General features: G+C 48.1%; 21 protein-coding genes. 9 read left to right on the top strand and 12 right to left on the bottom strand.

Features of this window, described 5'->3' with window-relative positions:
* From H598_RS26780 to H598_RS0113240, 4 genes are all read left to right on the top strand, one after another.
* Positions 1-200: hypothetical protein (locus tag H598_RS26780; protein ID WP_169629276.1), on the top strand; the 200-nt coding region annotated here is incomplete at its 5' end.
* Positions 197-877 carry a hypothetical protein gene (locus H598_RS0113250; protein WP_035415900.1) on the top strand — a complete coding sequence of 227 codons (681 nt, stop codon included), beginning with the start codon at positions 197-199 and terminating at the stop codon, positions 875-877. The genes H598_RS26780 and H598_RS0113250, both read left to right, overlap by 4 nt.
* A gap of 151 nt (positions 878-1,028) precedes the next feature.
* Positions 1,029-1,820: a hypothetical protein gene (locus tag H598_RS0113245; RefSeq protein ID WP_156897040.1), complete on the top strand. Its 792-nt coding sequence runs from the start codon at positions 1,029-1,031 to the stop codon at positions 1,818-1,820.
* Positions 1,814-2,923, top strand: a complete 1,110-nt coding sequence (locus H598_RS0113240) for a TrbI/VirB10 family protein (protein ID WP_028113437.1) — start codon at positions 1,814-1,816, stop codon at positions 2,921-2,923. The genes H598_RS0113245 and H598_RS0113240 overlap by 7 nt, the downstream gene beginning before the upstream one ends.
* A 40-nt stretch (positions 2,924-2,963) precedes the next feature.
* Here H598_RS0113240 and H598_RS0113235 read toward each other — a convergent pair whose 3' ends face one another.
* From H598_RS0113235 to H598_RS27195, 12 genes are all read right to left on the bottom strand, one after another.
* Entirely contained in the window at positions 2,964-3,209 is a 246-nt protein-coding gene (locus tag H598_RS0113235; RefSeq protein ID WP_028113436.1) for a hypothetical protein, read from the bottom strand.
* Positions 3,210-3,766: 557 nt separating this feature from the next.
* Positions 3,767-4,150, bottom strand: coding sequence for a hypothetical protein (locus tag H598_RS0113225; protein WP_028113434.1), 384 nt, complete (start codon positions 4,148-4,150; stop codon positions 3,767-3,769).
* Between the two features lie 217 nt (positions 4,151-4,367).
* Positions 4,368-4,598, bottom strand: coding sequence for a hypothetical protein (locus H598_RS0113215; protein WP_028113433.1), 231 nt, complete (start codon positions 4,596-4,598; stop codon positions 4,368-4,370).
* 103 nt (positions 4,599-4,701) lie between these two features.
* Positions 4,702-4,890 carry a hypothetical protein gene (locus H598_RS24320; RefSeq protein WP_035415899.1) on the bottom strand — a complete coding sequence of 63 codons (189 nt, stop codon included), beginning with the start codon at positions 4,888-4,890 and terminating at the stop codon, positions 4,702-4,704.
* Between the two features lie 82 nt (positions 4,891-4,972).
* Complete coding sequence (locus H598_RS0113205; RefSeq protein WP_028113432.1) at positions 4,973-5,206, bottom strand: hypothetical protein; 234 nt, start codon at positions 5,204-5,206, stop codon at positions 4,973-4,975.
* Between the two features lie 301 nt (positions 5,207-5,507).
* Positions 5,508-5,771: a hypothetical protein gene (locus H598_RS0113195; RefSeq protein WP_028113430.1), complete on the bottom strand. Its 264-nt coding sequence runs from the start codon at positions 5,769-5,771 to the stop codon at positions 5,508-5,510.
* A 268-nt stretch (positions 5,772-6,039) separates the two neighbouring features.
* A complete protein-coding gene (locus H598_RS0113185; RefSeq protein WP_028113429.1) occupies positions 6,040-6,225 on the bottom strand; it encodes a hypothetical protein in 186 nt (61 codons plus the stop codon).
* A gap of 15 nt (positions 6,226-6,240) precedes the next feature.
* Complete coding sequence (locus H598_RS26875) at positions 6,241-6,675, bottom strand: hypothetical protein (RefSeq protein WP_035415898.1); 435 nt, start codon at positions 6,673-6,675, stop codon at positions 6,241-6,243.
* A gap of 18 nt (positions 6,676-6,693) precedes the next feature.
* On the bottom strand, positions 6,694-6,951 hold the full coding sequence (locus H598_RS0113175) for a hypothetical protein (protein WP_028113428.1): 258 nt from the start codon (positions 6,949-6,951) through the stop codon (positions 6,694-6,696).
* Between the two features lie 22 nt (positions 6,952-6,973).
* On the bottom strand, positions 6,974-7,180 hold the full coding sequence (locus H598_RS0113170; protein WP_028113427.1) for a hypothetical protein: 207 nt from the start codon (positions 7,178-7,180) through the stop codon (positions 6,974-6,976).
* A 20-nt stretch (positions 7,181-7,200) separates the two neighbouring features.
* Positions 7,201-7,341 (bottom strand): ribosome modulation factor, encoded by a 141-nt coding sequence (locus H598_RS26775; protein ID WP_169629274.1) that lies wholly within the window; start codon positions 7,339-7,341, stop codon positions 7,201-7,203.
* 308 nt (positions 7,342-7,649) lie between these two features.
* Positions 7,650-8,264, bottom strand: a complete 615-nt coding sequence (locus H598_RS27195; RefSeq protein WP_211227301.1) for a tyrosine-type recombinase/integrase — start codon at positions 8,262-8,264, stop codon at positions 7,650-7,652.
* A 920-nt stretch (positions 8,265-9,184) separates the two neighbouring features.
* Between H598_RS27195 and H598_RS26565 the strand changes: the two genes are divergently transcribed.
* The 5 genes from H598_RS26565 to H598_RS24290 all read left to right on the top strand — a co-directional run.
* On the top strand, positions 9,185-9,985 hold the full coding sequence (locus tag H598_RS26565) for a hypothetical protein (RefSeq protein WP_156897039.1): 801 nt from the start codon (positions 9,185-9,187) through the stop codon (positions 9,983-9,985).
* A 1,587-nt stretch (positions 9,986-11,572) separates the two neighbouring features.
* A complete protein-coding gene (locus H598_RS24300; RefSeq protein ID WP_051252715.1) occupies positions 11,573-12,448 on the top strand; it encodes an ArdC family protein in 876 nt (291 codons plus the stop codon).
* Between the two features lie 159 nt (positions 12,449-12,607).
* Complete coding sequence (locus H598_RS0113145; RefSeq protein ID WP_028113426.1) at positions 12,608-12,805, top strand: hypothetical protein; 198 nt, start codon at positions 12,608-12,610, stop codon at positions 12,803-12,805.
* Between the two features lie 71 nt (positions 12,806-12,876).
* Positions 12,877-14,262, top strand: coding sequence for a DGQHR domain-containing protein (locus H598_RS25620; RefSeq protein ID WP_051252714.1), 1,386 nt, complete (start codon positions 12,877-12,879; stop codon positions 14,260-14,262).
* 48 nt (positions 14,263-14,310) lie between these two features.
* On the top strand, positions 14,311-14,507 hold a 197-nt coding region (locus tag H598_RS24290), incomplete at its 3' end, for a hypothetical protein (RefSeq protein ID WP_035415897.1).

Genomic DNA, 14,507 nt, shown 5'->3' with positions numbered 1-14,507 from the left:
CTCCTAATTCACCGAGTGTGCGATATTCAAAATCAGGCTTTACTGCTGCAAACCATCAAGATCAGATGGAGGAAACCAATAATGATGGTCAGGAAGCACAGGAACAGGAGCAAAAAGACGCCAACGAACGCAGTAAAAAGCAAAGTAGACGGGGCGCAATTATTCGACAAAATCTTAGGAAGAAGGGGCTTATGAAATGAGAAGTGAACCAAGGAGCATAGGACACACAACGAACAACGCTAGTCATGGCTTAATTGGAAGTTATTTTGTAAGCCTGTCCCGAAGGGGCGGCATAGGATGGATAGCGTTCTTTGTTATCTTGATGCTTTACATCTTCACATTATGGTTTCATGCGGTTCGACAACCAAACATTATTGTTGTTGATCAACAAGGTAATATGTTGGGCCGTGTGAATTTTGAAGATCCGTTAGCGAGAACAGATGCAGAGATTAAGGGAACTATTAAGCGATTCGGAAGCTGTTATTGGTCGTTGAATGCTTCAACTTTTCGGGATGATGTGGCCTGTGTGCTTTCGATGATGGATACCATGCCTCAGAAAGGTAAAACGCAATCTCTAAGAGAATTGCATATAGCTGCTTTGGAGGAATCCAACTTGATGGCTATCGTTGAAACGGCGCAGAACAAAACGTCAGTAGAGTTTTATGATGATGAGATCAGAGTATTAGAACGCAGATCCTTTGTTGATGCTGATGGGGGCGATTATGTATTGGTTCGGGCGGTTTTAGCTGGAGAAATTCAGGCAATTGGAACTCGTAAAAAAGTCAAGGAGTTTAGGCAAGAGGTAACATTGCGATTAGTGCCTCGAACTGATTTTTCACTTTTGGGGGCAAAGGTTCATGCGATTCAAGACATTTAATATAGTGATTATGACCTTGGTGTTTTTCGCCTTCCAAGGCCATGCCAATAGTATCAGTAAACCAACAAAGAGAAATTGGAAGTTGGGACAAGATACTCGGGAGGTAGTGTATGTCGTGCCTGACCTAGGCGTTAGGTTGATGTTTCCTTTCATGCTGAATGAACTGAACCCATCGCTTTCAACTACCATAACCAACCCGGTTTATTACACTGTTCCCGCATTGACTAGCCAACAGGGAAAGATTGAGGCGTCGATACTCCAAAACCATTTGACAGTCATGATTAATAGGGCTGCAATTGACCCATATATTGACCGAGAGCGAGGTGAGTTGAAAAACCCCTTTATCGGTTATCTCTATCTGAGTGCGGGAGGGTTCAACCTTACTATTGAGCTTAGGGCTACCCTAGATCGAGCTTTATCACCATCTAATATCATCTTTGATATTAGCAATGAAGATAGAGAGTATTTGATTTCTGAGTCGGTAAAACGACGCACATCGGCTATGGAAAAAGAGTATAGGCAGAAATCTGAAGCGCTTGAAATCGAAGCTCGGAAACGGGCCTTAGCTATGATCGGTGAATTGTCTGTGGTAGCGCCGTCAGTAACTAGAATTCGTGAAAATCAAATAGTGAGAACCGGCGATGGTTACGTGATGGAGGTGCAGATTAGAGAGATACACCAGTTTGAGTCTTTTCGAAATCTTATTTTCACGCTGACCAACCAAAATAGCGTTGGGGTGGGATTACAGGGAATCAGTCTTTATCAAATGGATGATGAAGGTAAGCGCAACCCTATAGCCGTATACCATCGTTGCGAGGGGATGATAGAACGGTTTGGAGAGAAGGAATGTGTAATTACTACTACAGATTCTGCTTTAGATTCTGCTGCTGAATTGATGTTGCAGATTGACACCAATGTAGGGGGAGGGGTTGTTCAATGGTAAAGTTCACTCGTTTGCTGCTTCTTTTTCTTTTTTTTACAACATCGGTTGCTGCTGAAAACCTGGCTGATGACAAGAAAGAGGCAAGGAAAATAGCTAAGAGAGCAAATAAAGAAGCTCAAGCTAAAGCTTCGCGTCAGAAGAGTGACCCTGAGTCGATGTTGAATCTTCTTAGTTATTTGAAGTCAGTAGATGGAGAGCAAGGCAATTTTGACTCTGGTTTGGGCCAAAACCGCGAAGAAAATGGCGAGGAATTGCAGAGTAATTCTAAAGGGAATCAGGTGATTATCCAAGATAAGCAATCAGAGGATTCATCGGCAGAGCCTCAGCCACTCTCTTATGACGAAGCAATAGCACTTGAGAAAATGAAGATTAGGGGGGCTGGAAAGGAAGCCACCCAACCTAAGAAAACGCGGGCCAGTGATGATTCTATTAACGCTAAGAATAACCTTAAAGATGGAGTTAAGATTGAAAATGTGAAAAATTCAAATACTTCGGAGGTGTTTTCTTCTCAAAAAATCAAAGAGTCGGTCTATGTTCCAGGGGCTTATGATCCAAGTTTTAGCCGAAACGGTGGCGGTAGCTATGGTACAGTTGTCCGTACTAATAAGGAGTACGGAATACTCTTTGGTACGTGGGTAAAAGCTAGGATAGATAGAGAAGTCAATTCAGGGGATACAGGGGACGTAGAGCTGATTCTTGAGGAAGACTTGGTCGGTCAATTCAATAGCATTCCTAGAGGCACGATCATATATGCATCAAAAGGCTTTAATGCACAGATTAAGCGTCTTGCGATCACCACTCGCAGGGCTGTTACTCCAGACAAGCAAGTCATCAATAAACTGAGTGCAACGGCTTATGACCTTAACAAGCGCTCTGGCTTAGATGGCTATATTGAGCGAAACCGTGAAGATGTTTATAAGGACGTAGCCACAGATAGCTTGATTGAACTGGCGGCTTCAGCGGCTTCTGCCACGTTGCCTACTCAGTTTGGTGATCTCACTGATTCGGTTGAGAAGTTGGAATCTTCCCAAACTACTGCTGTACCTTACACTATTAGGGTTCAGCCGCAGTCATTCTGGTTGCGTATTGATCAGTCTTTGTAATTGATTTCACAAGAACGCCCCGAATAGCGGGGCGTTTCTACTAGCAAATTTTTTTCAGCTCATTCTGAGTTTCAAATAATTTTCTAAGCAATAGCTTTAATTCAACTAACTCATTAGTTAGTTGTCGGCTTTCTTCTTTTTTTTGCTCGAGAGAATTGATGATGAAAAGGTGGTTTTCAAGCGCTCTATTGATAGCCTGATTTGCGGTTGCTTCGCCGTAATGGCCTTTGATTTTTTCAATTTCCAGGCTTGCTTTTTCGGTACAGCGGAGTGTGCTTTTCGACATGGTGTCTCACCTTGATTTACGTCGTCTGGTTAGTTGCAACATTGGTTAGGTTGACTTTTGGTGTCATTACTTATACCAGGTTACAGCATCGATGAGGGTTATTGAAGTCTTTTGGCTTTGTGAAACCAGCATTCAGTAAAAAAATGCCGTCATGCCCGGCAAAAGATTACTGGGATATTTATGCGAAGTAGAAGTCATTGTGTTAGCAATACTTACCTCGTTCAATCTCAGCTTCTCTTACGTCAAAGGCCCGACACACCTCAGCAGTTTCAGTGCTATTGACGGCATCACGCTCCAGGCGGTCTGTCATAATTTCCAGTGTATCGAGGGTCTTAGCTTTCCTAAGTACCATGAGTAACGCTATCTCTTGCTCATTAAGAGCGTCTATCTTAATTCTCAAAGGTTTTTCCTATCTATCACTGGGCTCTATGCCGCCCAGACCCGCAATGCCGACGTTCGCTGATCAACCAGTTGTTCATGCGCTGCGACGGCCAGGTTTCCAAGGGGTGAGAGCGTCACCCCGTTTGTCATTCGTTATAGGCTCCATGGCCGTTTTCCTATTGTGCTGAAGCCAACCAGTGCGTAAACCGCTCTCGGCATTGTTCCGGCGTTAACGCCGCCATTTGGGTATCTTGCGCCAGGCTCAACCACTCGGCAAAATCTTTGACATACGCTTGGTAATAGCCATCAGGTAGGGTCAGGCGCACGGCCTGTTCATTCACATCCCACCACATCAAAACGTGATATTTGTTCACCACCTGCTCATCAGCCAGCAATGCGGCGTAAACAACAAAGGCGGCGTATTCATCATTGCTATAGGGTGCAACACTATAAACAGGCTCACCTAGGCTTTTCACTCTCAGCATGGGGAACTGATTCTCAAACAGTTCTCTTGCTTCTTCAGCCGTGAATAACTCTGAAATCGCTTTTTTGGTCATCATCGCTTTCCTATCCCGTAGAATTCACTTCCATTACTTGCTTCTTTTAATTACCAGCACGAAAATGCCTGACGCAAATAGGCCGATAGCTATCCATTTGAAAAACATAACCAACGCCACCCAATCGGGATATTTAGCAGGATCAAGGTTTGAACCCATCCCGGCGATCATTGCTGAACAAATGAGAAAGTAAAAATACACCTTTAACATCATCGATTCCCTATGGCTGGGTTTGACGACCAATGGAACCCCTGCCCTTGGCTGACACAACGAAGGCTTTGCCTCCCTCTACCTGGTTAGCAACGGGGGGCCAACCGATGGCCCCAGCAGTAACTAGCACCACTCCGGCCAGCATCAGGCCATTGAGTACGAACCCGGCCTGTTGAAGACCCAAGACAATCAGGGTGAACCCCAAGGCCAACGCAGCAGCTTTGAAATACCATTCTTTCATCTGTTCTCTCCTTTCTGAGTTTTCCTATCCCGTAGTAATCACTTCCTAAACCCACACGGCTGTATGAGCTTGGGAAGTGGGCCGGGTTGCCCCGGCCAGGTTTTTAGTCACCATCAACCGAGTATGACTTGGCAATCGCTTCGAGTTCATCGAGGTCGGTTTCTGCATAGATGGCGTTGTTCATCTTGTCGATAGCCGCCTTTTTATGGTCACTGTCTGCGTACTCAAACCGGGATGCAATCTCGCCTAGCACTGCAACGGTTACTGTGTCGCCACTCACTAAATTGCTCATTTTCCTTGTTCCTCAATGCTATATGCCGGTATTGGCATCCCCGCCTGAGCGGGGAAAAGAGACAGGCTGTTTTCCTATTCCATCATTGTTGCTTCAAGGCAAACCACTCAGCCAAATCCGACTCTGTGATCACCTCGGACCGATCATCGCTGATCAACTTCCAGCAGCCACCACGATCGAGGTTACTCCAAACGAATCCGTCAATCGGAAGGGTGTAATCTGGTCGCTGATGCCAGTGTGGCCATTCATCCAGGTTGAACTTCAACCTCTCGATAGCTCGCTGCTTGAGAGTCTGAGTATCGGCGTTGGTAGTCACTCGCTTTCCTATCTCTGAGTTAATTTCTGGCTTTATACGTCATGGCATCTATCATTCGACTTCGGGTTGCCTGTCTCATTCGTGCTTGCTCGTCTTGATCCGCTTTCGGGTCTGGAGTGGCCCGTTCTGCAATTTGACTTAGCAAACTAAGGTCAGCCATCAGCGTCTGAAGATCAGACGTTGATAGCCCCTGTAACGCGCTCTTGGCCGCATCTGTGCCATTCTCTGCAAAGGCAGAGGTAAACTTTTTCAGTATCTCTGATGAAAGCATTTTTATCTTTACTCCTCGGTTTCCTATGCGTCAGTATTCGCCGCACCCCAGCGGGCAGCAATCCACCGGCAGATGATGAATACATTCACCTTCGTCCAGTTCGTTGATTCGTTCCTCCGGAGACTGGTAATCCAGTTTCTTAGCCAAAGCCACCACAGCCGGACGCTCCCCCTCTTCTATGCTTTTCAGGTAGTGATCCACTGATAAGTTGAAAAAATCTAAACACAGTTCATATGACAGCCCACAGCGTCGGTTTGCTTCATCAAACAGGGCTTGAATTTTGGCTTCGTGCATTACTTGATCCTCATCGCTTTCCTATGTGTCAGATTCACTTCCTCAGCCCTGGCCCTCCAGGGCTCGGGAAGTGGGCCGGAGCCCCGGCCACCTCTTTAGCTGTCGAGGTTGCTAAACCCCTCTCCCGCACACTCATTGCAAAAGCCCTGTGGCGTACCCGCCTCAGCCCCGCACTCAGGGCACTTCGGGATTTCTTCCTCTTGGTGTTGAATGTCAGACATTCTCTTCTTCTCCTTTCTGTTACCTGGTAGTCAGGCGGTTTTCTCTATCAATCTTCCAGCTCAGGGAAGGCGGCATCGTTAATTTCTTGCTCGTCGTCCCTGATCAGCATTTCCATAAGGGCCACCCGAGCCTTGGCGGCGGCTACCTCGGTTGGGATCTTGTCGTGGTTAGCTTCATCCAGTTCGTTACGAAACTGACTCAGCAAGGTGCCGTAACAGCTTTCACATTTCATCGTCCGCTTTCCTATCTACTTACTCTGTACTAGCTCAGCATGGGCATATCCCATCTGATCCACGAAAAACCACTGCCCTTTGGGTACTCTAAGTTCACCGATTGCCTGGTGGACAATCAGCACCCCGCGCTTGTGGTGAAAGTTGTGCTCCGGCAACAGTTCTGGCACTTCGTAGGCATTATCGCCTTGCCACTGCATTCGCTTGACCGCTGTAGGGGCATCTATCGGCGTCCAAACTGGACTGCCTAGCATTCGCGTTACAGCGCCTTTAGCTGCGCCAACGGACTTGTACCGGCGTGGGAACATGCCATCTAAGGTCGGAGTGCCGTTATAGCGATATTCTGGCTCTACAGTCACGCAAAAGCGGTTTCCTTCGAGCCGAATGAACAACTTAAGGTCATCATCGTTATACTGCCCTTGCAGCCCCGTGAATTGGCTCATCGTTCCCATCTGTTTTCCTATCTACTGTTACCCGGCCACGCTATGCACATCGGTTGGGAATGTCAGACTCTCTCCAAAATCGGCATCTAATTGCTCGACTGCAACCGGAAAGTCTTGAGGGTGCCGATCCATCCACTGATTAATTTCGCCCTCTCTCCCCTTGTCGTAGAGCATCAAACTGTCATCACCAATGGTGAAGAATCCGAGGCGCTGAGATGGGCACTCGTTAAGTACCTTCTGAACTTTTTTAAGCCAAGCCGCTTCGGCTTTGGTTAACTTCGGCATCGATTCGCTTTCCTATCTCGGTCTATTCAAGGTGTTTGGGGTTGGTAGTAATCCAGCTCCAGCCGCAGTAACGACATGAGTGTTCCGTATCGCCATCACCAATGTAAACGCTTTCAGCTGATTTATGGGGGCAGCATTCTTCTGGTGCCAGATCAGGGTATTTCTCCTGATTGTCAGCAGTGGCCTTGGCATCTGCCGCAATAAGCTCTTTGATGAACGTTTCATCCATAATCCCGATCTCCTGTTTTCCTATTCGTCTTCTTGAGCGTCTACCCAGCCATCCGACCAATACTCAGCATCGATGCCGGAGTATGGGTTAGCTGATTCTGGCTCACCCTTATTGAAAGCTCGGTAGCCTTCCTGGTAAATCTCGTCGCTAAGGTCATCCATAGTGCTTTCCTATCCATAAACCATACATTCAATATAGTCTCACCGTGAGACTATGGCAAGCCTTTTTTGTATCACCGTGAGACTTTTGTTTGCAGGTAGCAAATCCATTAATTCACACTGATTAGCTATTGGGGCGGGGATCTCCGATGAGCCTCCCGCATAACGGAAAGCCGTTGCTCTTGAACAGCCAAGCACTATGCCAGCTTGTTCCGGTGTGATTTTATGGCGTTCACACCACGCCTTGAATTCAGCGGCGGTCACAGTCGCTATAGCCTCTAGTTATCTATCTCACTGTGAGACTGTACACCTTAGAGGGCCAGAGTGAAAGCTAATCGTATAATTTGGGGGTCAATGTCCAGGTAAGGCGCAACGTGTTCTAACTCCGAGTGCCCCAAGATCTGTTGCGCTAATTCGATACTGCCAGTAGAGGCGACAACCCTATTTGCTAGTGTTCTCCGGCCACTGTGACTACTTCCGCCCCAGATCCCCGCCCTTCGATAGGTGCGGCTGATAGACTGCTGCAACGAATCGCAAACACGATATGTCTTTGACCCGGTCTTCAGCTTTCGCGTCTTAAACGATTGTTCGAACGCTCTCCCCTTGTGGGTCAATACAAGAGTTGATCCACCCCAGAAACCCCTATAGGTAGCCCCCTGGCCGCACTCCCAACCCCGGCGCTGACGATAGTCGAGCCATTCCTCTACAGCCTCTATAGCTCGAACGTGAGTAAGGTAGATTGTGCGCGGTCGACAGTGTTTCGTTATCACCGGTCGAAGAAAAACCTCGCTCCGTAAGTCGCCACTCGGAAACATCACGTCGCTGATCTTCAACAGCGATAACTCCGTCACCCTAATTCCAGTCGTATGAGTAAGCCAGAGAAGCATGATGTCGCGCTCTGGGGTGGTGCTAGTCGCTGCGGTCACGCGTAAAATATGTCGCCATTGCCCGAGGCGAAGAACAGCGGCGTGTTTCGAGTCAGGATTGGATGGCGTAGGGGCCTCTCTCTGTTTAAGTCCTGTTGTGGATATGGAGCAGAGAGAGTTGGCCGGAGGCCTCCCCTAAAGCATAACCGGCTTTGTACCTGGGGTTCACGGAAAGTCGCGCACACTCGCAAATAGAAAGACATCATTTCATTTCGCTGCAGGTGTTCCGGGGCGATAGAATTGCCACCAAAATCTGTCCTGGGACAGTTCGCTACCGCGAGCTTTTGACGTCTTTTTAATCGTGATGAGATTGATACGTGAAGTGTGCCACCTGTGTTGCACACACTTTTGAGTGTTTATCAGTGTGCAACTTTAAAATGCACAGTAGATGAAATCACGTGGCAAGCCCCTGTCTCATGCGGACTAAAGAGACGTTGAAATTTCTCTGATACGGTTGATCTTCCTTATAGGGTTGTTCTATCCTATCAACAAGTCCAAGAGCACAGCAGTTTAACTGTGCTAGCCTTTTAAACGGTGTGCTCTCACACCATGGACGAGAGGGGAGCGTTCGGGGTGGTACCTGGCGCGTTGAACCTCGCAGAAAAACCGAGTCTCCCGAGTGGCTCGGTTTTTTTGTGTCTAGCGATCAATGCCGTTGATCTTCCTGATCCTTTTTAGTAATGTGGATCTCGTTAGGATTTACCACCCTAACCAACTTCTTACTACTCGGAACCGCTATGAAAACATTACTTCTTTATCGGGGCAATTGGCCCTATGTACGCACACATCACCACTCGTTGACACTGAACCGCGCCACTTTGGCTGCCGGTGAGCATGTGTTGGGTGTGTGCCATGACCGCCGCTAACCTCCTATATTTACCCTTGCTTCCCCTAGTGGTCATTGCCACTAAGGGGGTACGATGACGTCGCTTTATACTGCGTCTGTTTCGGTGCCGACGGGCAAAGAACTTCGCCATTACCGTTACATGAAAAGGAAAAATGAGCGGCTTAAACTCTCCTTGGAAATGGCCGCAGAGATTAGCAAAGGTGTGGAGCCATGCCCCCATTTTCAGGCCGTAAAGTGGAGCCACAAAACTAAATCTTGGTATAAATTGCCACCTCATTTCCGAATTTTATTTGCCGCAGTACAAGAGGTGGTCGATAACCCTTATCGACTTCCTTGTCTTGTAGCAAATATTTTCAATCCTTATCCCCCCCATGTTCGCTTGCGGTTAGCTGAGATACTTATTGTTTTTATGACATACTGCGTTCCTGTTGAGGGCCGCATAGGACAATGGGTTGCTGGGGTAAAAGGTTGGGTTCCAGTTACTCATGATGACCTAATGCTTGAGTATACACGCAGATTCGGTAAGTACATGCCACAAGCTACATGGTATAGGTATATTAATCTATTGAAAGTGGCGGGTTACTATGTTTCTACCCCTATTAAGGTGGACGTGGACGGCGAGGGAACTACTCGCTCAGAAGCCAGTTATAAGCAGCTCACAAAAGCATTTTGGGATGATATAAAGGTTTGTCATTTCCCTAATGTTAAAGAGGGAATTAAACGCGCCGAAACCAAGGCGAAGAAAAACGGGCAAAGTTTTGATTGGGTTCCTTATGAGCTACTGGTAGCTAGTGTTGTTTACAGACATAGATTGACCCCGAAGCGGCCAAAGCTTTCTCAAAGAGACTACTCTCGCCCTCCTAAACCACACTGATTTATATTGATCATTAATAGGCCGCTCGTTTGCGGCTTTTGTTGTGCCTGATCGGTAGTTATGGTTAAAAATCCATCATCCCTCTTAGTAAAATCTACCGCTTTTATATTAAAACCCTCGCATACCATCCATTTGCGTTATTTCAATCAAGTAGATTTCATGTCCCTGTGGGTAATTCATGTATAACCCAACCTAAATGAGAGTACCAAGCGACAGTACCAGATGAGTGTTCTATTCTATTGTATAAATAAAGTTATTGTTCAAAGAAAGCTTATTGGTAACACAGCTTTGCTGTGGATAAATCAGATGGCCCTAACGGGCCTCACTGCGCCTTCGGCCAAGCTAAGGCTTGGCGCGTTACTATTTCACCTATCAAGTTAGAGTTAACTGACCTTGTAGCAATATCAGTGGTAATAACACATTTGAATTTGAATAAACCCATAGATAAGCCCATAGATAAATCAACTTCAAAAACAACAAAAATCTAACTAGGCCGCTAAAGCGGCCTAGCTTTAAAGTGGTCGCAAGCGACCACTTCTTTGGTACCTCCGCCACCTTCGGCGGCGGCCCTTTGGTACTAGAGCAACCGACCACTTAAGAAGAAAAAATCTACATACTTCACCATTTCAAGATCCGATCATCAAAACCTTAATCTCTCATCATCTATTAAACTAACGACTTCAAATGACTAAAAAGCCATCATCTTTTTTAGCCAAATAAAGAGAAAAATCAACACTGTTCAATATCTAGCCGATTCTCAGGAGAATCCAGGCAGAGCCTGGGCTAGAACTCATCTTTTCACGAACCTTTAGAGTTTCATAAAACTCTAAAGGTTATTCCTACCACTATTCTCACAAAAAGCCTTTAAAAGCGGGCGCTACGCGCGCGGCTTCGCCGCCCAAAAAAACGTGTGCGACGGGCTTTTGGGGGGTGTTACCTATTCGTGAACTCATAGACACCGACCACAAAACCCCCTGCCGTTCAGCCTGGTTACTTCGTAACGGCCGCAAGCGGCCCAGGCGTGCCCAGCAGGTCGCACACGGTGGTCGCTTCGCTCCCTTGGTGATAACCAGCTGCATTGCAAGCAATGCGCTATATTTCCACTTTAGGGGCTTCGCCCCTCGCGTTCAGCTCACCCCTAACGGGGCCACTCGACCCACAGTGCATAACTTACCTATCAGTGCCTGGCCCCTATATTAATGCCCTCGCTTTCGAGCAAAAATAAATTTTTGCTGGCTCGGTTTTAGGCAATTCGAAATCCAATATTCCATTAAAGAAACTTACTGCCTACTTTCTCCGTGCTTTCCTTTACTGACGTGGCGCTTCGCGCCTAGCTTAGCAGGAGGTGGTATATCAGCTTTTTTGAATGTTCAGTGGTTTGCGAATCAGGGTCGCTGGTTTTATTTCCGGTTCAGTGAGCGGCTTTACCTGGGGCCGCTCCGCGCCCCAGACCCCAACGGAAAATAATCAAAATATTACGCGCGTCACCATTGACGCACATAATAAACTTTGCGATAATTAGTCACAGGTTAGCGAGAGGCGCTAATTTCCTCCGGCGACACGCCATTTGTCATAGGACATTTTATTATGAAAGCAAAATTCGATCTTTATCAGCACGTAACCGACCAGATCATCGCCTCCTTGGAAAGCGGTATTAAACCTTGGTCTTGCCCTTGGAAAAAGGATCAACGTGATTTTGGATTTCCCGGTAACTACTTCACCGGCAAGCATTACAGCGGCATTAATGTTTTACTGCTGTGGGCGGCCCGTTATAACTGCGGCTTTGAATCTGATCTGTGGATGACCTATAAACAAGGCCAACAGAAAGGCGCAACGGTACGCAAAGGCGAAAAAGGAACTAAGGTAGTTTTTGCCGCACCGATTGATAAGGAAGATAAAAAGACCGGTGAAAAGGAACAGGTTTTCATTTATCGCGCCTTTACCGTTTTTAACCTTGATCAGTTTGAAGGGGTAGAACGTGAAGAAGTGGTAATTCTGACCGATTTCGACGTACACAAACAGGCGGAAGACATTTTGCAGCACTGCGGAGCAAATATTATTGAACAGGGAAGCCGGGCCTACTACAGCCACGGTGGCGACTATATAAAGCTGCCGCCCCGTAACAGTTTTACTGACAGTGATAATTTCTATACAACCGCTTTTCATGAGATCGGCCACTGGACTGGCGCAAAGGATCGCCTTGCTCGTACCTTCGGCAAAAAGTTCGGTGATAAAGATTATGCTTTTGAAGAGCTGATAGCCGAGCTGACAGCCGCTTTTACTGGTGCAGGTGTGGGTATTATTGGCGAACACCTGGGGCATGAAAGTTATATTGCCTCATGGCTGGACAAACTGAAAAATGACAAGCGTTTTATTTTCCAAGCGTCCGCCGCCGCTGCTAAAGCGCATCGTTATATTTTGGATCAAGTAGAGCAGAACAAGGCGCGAGAGATTGCCGCCTGAAATCGGGGGCCAGTCGGCCCCCTTTTTTTAGTGATTTTTTGCCAACTGATCGAGCGTCACTGTTGACGCCCGATAGTAAATCAACGATAATTAGTCACAGGTTAGCGAGAGGCGCTAACCACCATCCGGCGAAATGCCATGTATCGAGGAGATATACCCATGACCCCAGCAATTCAGCTTGCCTTACTTCTGTCGCAGCACAGAGAAAAGCGGTTCACTTTCTTTGGCCTTATGTCGATGGCTCCATCGGCTGATTTGTCCGAATGGAAAGCGGCTTTCTACGAGCTGGCAGATCAAGGTCAATTGGTCGTGGTGGAGCGTGCACCCTTGGGTGAGCGTTACAAACTGGCTGCCTAAGGCGACCAACAGGGCCGCCTTAGGCCCTGTTTTTCCGGCGAAACGCCATTTATCAACGAGGATAAACCATCATGAAATTTGAACTGCCTGTTACCAAAGGCCAGCAGGGCAAAAATCCCTACTACCTGACCACCTTCGCCATTGGGCACCTGAAGCGGGTGATCGCGTTCGACGACAAGGGCAACCCGATGGAGCGCTCCCAGCGCCCGGTTAACAGCGTCCGCGCCGATAAGATCAAGGATTACCTGCTCAATGCCGCCGAAAAGGGCAACGATTACATCATTCCTACCCTGACCGGCGTACTGGATGCCGAAGTGGTGTTTGAGCCGGTATCGAAAGAGCAACCAAACATCGGGATTCTGCGGGTGCCGATGGATGCCACAATTAACTTGTTTGACGGCCAGCACCGGGCCACCGGCGCGATCCGTTTCTCTCAGCTAGCCACGCTGAACAAAGACAGCATCAGCATGATGCTGTTTGTAAACCTGCCGCTGGCCGTGCGGCAACAGTTTTTCTCCGACGTCAACTCAACTCCGGTGAAGCCGTCGGCGGCCCTGAGCCAGTCTTACAACCACCGCTGCCCGGTGGCGTGCTTGGTGCATGAGCTGGGCGATTCGGTGTTCGCTCACCGTCTGGATAAAGAGAACAACATTCCCAACCCGAAGGGATATGCTCTGTTTAGCGTTAAAACGCTCTCAGACGCCACCAAAGTCATTTTTGGCACATCCCCTAAGCGTCCCCTGCCCGACGATGCTGTGGAGGCGTCTAAGCGCATCTGGGGGGCGTGGAGTGGTGCGTTTGGGTGGAAGGCTTTTAGCGTCTCAAAGCTGAGGTGCGATGAGTTCAGAAATCTGAATATCTCCACTCATGGGGTGGTGGTGATGGGGATTGCCCGAGCCACGGCGCGAATGCTTGAGGTGGTGGGGGGCGATATCTCCCAATTGGAGATGCGCGCCGAGCTGTTTGGCAAGGATCTACACAAGCTGGCGCAGAATTTCAGAGCATGGGAGGGGCGTTGTGTCTGCTCTGACACCGGGCGGATGCTGACCGACCGCCGGGCGCAGGATCTGGTAGCCAGCTTGTTGCTGGTGACAATGGGCTTTGATCCCCTGGAGCGGGTTGAGCACATTGAGCGGCAGATCAACCCCGAGGTGGCGATCCAGCGAACCAAGGCGGATAAAACCTGGCTTGAGTTCTGGATCGCTGAGCAGGAGCGGCGGCGCACAGAGTATTTGGAAAGCCTCGGTGAACAATGGCAGTGGCTGTTTAAGCACTACAATACCGCGACAGAGGATGATTTGCGGGTGGTGGTAGACATAGTGACTCAGGCGGCAGAGTCTTGCCGATTTGAGCTAGAAGATGCTTTAGAATGCCTGAACGACAGCCCTCCGTCGTTTGTTCTATTGCAAACGCCCCACCGTCTCAATAAGCATCTAGAAAACTATTTACTTCACTAAATCATGCTGCTGGGGCCGCTTCGGCGGCCCATTTCGGAGGTTACTATAATGCTAATCAAAGCACACTCCGCGCCTTGGTTTGAGCTGGCCGAGCTGGTGCCCTACCCCCGCCACTTGATGATCCGCTATCGGCTGGCCGCGCTGGGGGACTCTGACGTCCCCTTGGTTCTGTATCGTCTGTCTAATGGCGGATTTTTTCTGATGCTGGATGGTGCGGAGGTTGAAAGCCAAGGCGCAGCCGAGGG

Origin of the sequence: Ferrimonas kyonanensis DSM 18153 (assembly GCF_000425405.1) — a bacterium.
GTDB classification, from domain to species: Bacteria; Pseudomonadota; Gammaproteobacteria; order Enterobacterales; family Shewanellaceae; genus Ferrimonas; species Ferrimonas kyonanensis.
Note: the sequence above shows the minus strand (reverse complement) of the source record. Positions and strands in the feature narration are given on the sequence as shown.

Coding starts and splice junctions, on each gene's coding strand:
- H598_RS0113250 (WP_035415900.1), top strand. CDS start 197: ATGAGAAGTGAACCAAGGAGCATAGGACACACAACGAACAACGCTAGT.
- H598_RS0113245 (WP_156897040.1), top strand. CDS start 1,029: ATGCTGAATGAACTGAACCCATCGCTTTCAACTACCATAACCAACCCG.
- H598_RS0113240 (WP_028113437.1), top strand. CDS start 1,814: ATGGTAAAGTTCACTCGTTTGCTGCTTCTTTTTCTTTTTTTTACAACA.
- H598_RS0113235 (WP_028113436.1), bottom strand. CDS start 3,209: ATGTCGAAAAGCACACTCCGCTGTACCGAAAAAGCAAGCCTGGAAATT.
- H598_RS0113225 (WP_028113434.1), bottom strand. CDS start 4,150: ATGATGACCAAAAAAGCGATTTCAGAGTTATTCACGGCTGAAGAAGCA.
- H598_RS0113215 (WP_028113433.1), bottom strand. CDS start 4,598: ATGAAAGAATGGTATTTCAAAGCTGCTGCGTTGGCCTTGGGGTTCACC.
- H598_RS24320 (WP_035415899.1), bottom strand. CDS start 4,890: ATGAGCAATTTAGTGAGTGGCGACACAGTAACCGTTGCAGTGCTAGGC.
- H598_RS0113195 (WP_028113430.1), bottom strand. CDS start 5,771: ATGCACGAAGCCAAAATTCAAGCCCTGTTTGATGAAGCAAACCGACGC.
- H598_RS0113185 (WP_028113429.1), bottom strand. CDS start 6,225: ATGAAATGTGAAAGCTGTTACGGCACCTTGCTGAGTCAGTTTCGTAAC.
- H598_RS26875 (WP_035415898.1), bottom strand. CDS start 6,675: ATGGGAACGATGAGCCAATTCACGGGGCTGCAAGGGCAGTATAACGAT.
- H598_RS0113175 (WP_028113428.1), bottom strand. CDS start 6,951: ATGCCGAAGTTAACCAAAGCCGAAGCGGCTTGGCTTAAAAAAGTTCAG.
- H598_RS0113170 (WP_028113427.1), bottom strand. CDS start 7,180: ATGGATGAAACGTTCATCAAAGAGCTTATTGCGGCAGATGCCAAGGCC.
- H598_RS26775 (WP_169629274.1), bottom strand. CDS start 7,341: ATGGATGACCTTAGCGACGAGATTTACCAGGAAGGCTACCGAGCTTTC.
- H598_RS26565 (WP_156897039.1), top strand. CDS start 9,185: ATGACGTCGCTTTATACTGCGTCTGTTTCGGTGCCGACGGGCAAAGAA.
- H598_RS24300 (WP_051252715.1), top strand. CDS start 11,573: ATGAAAGCAAAATTCGATCTTTATCAGCACGTAACCGACCAGATCATC.
- H598_RS0113145 (WP_028113426.1), top strand. CDS start 12,608: ATGACCCCAGCAATTCAGCTTGCCTTACTTCTGTCGCAGCACAGAGAA.
- H598_RS25620 (WP_051252714.1), top strand. CDS start 12,877: ATGAAATTTGAACTGCCTGTTACCAAAGGCCAGCAGGGCAAAAATCCC.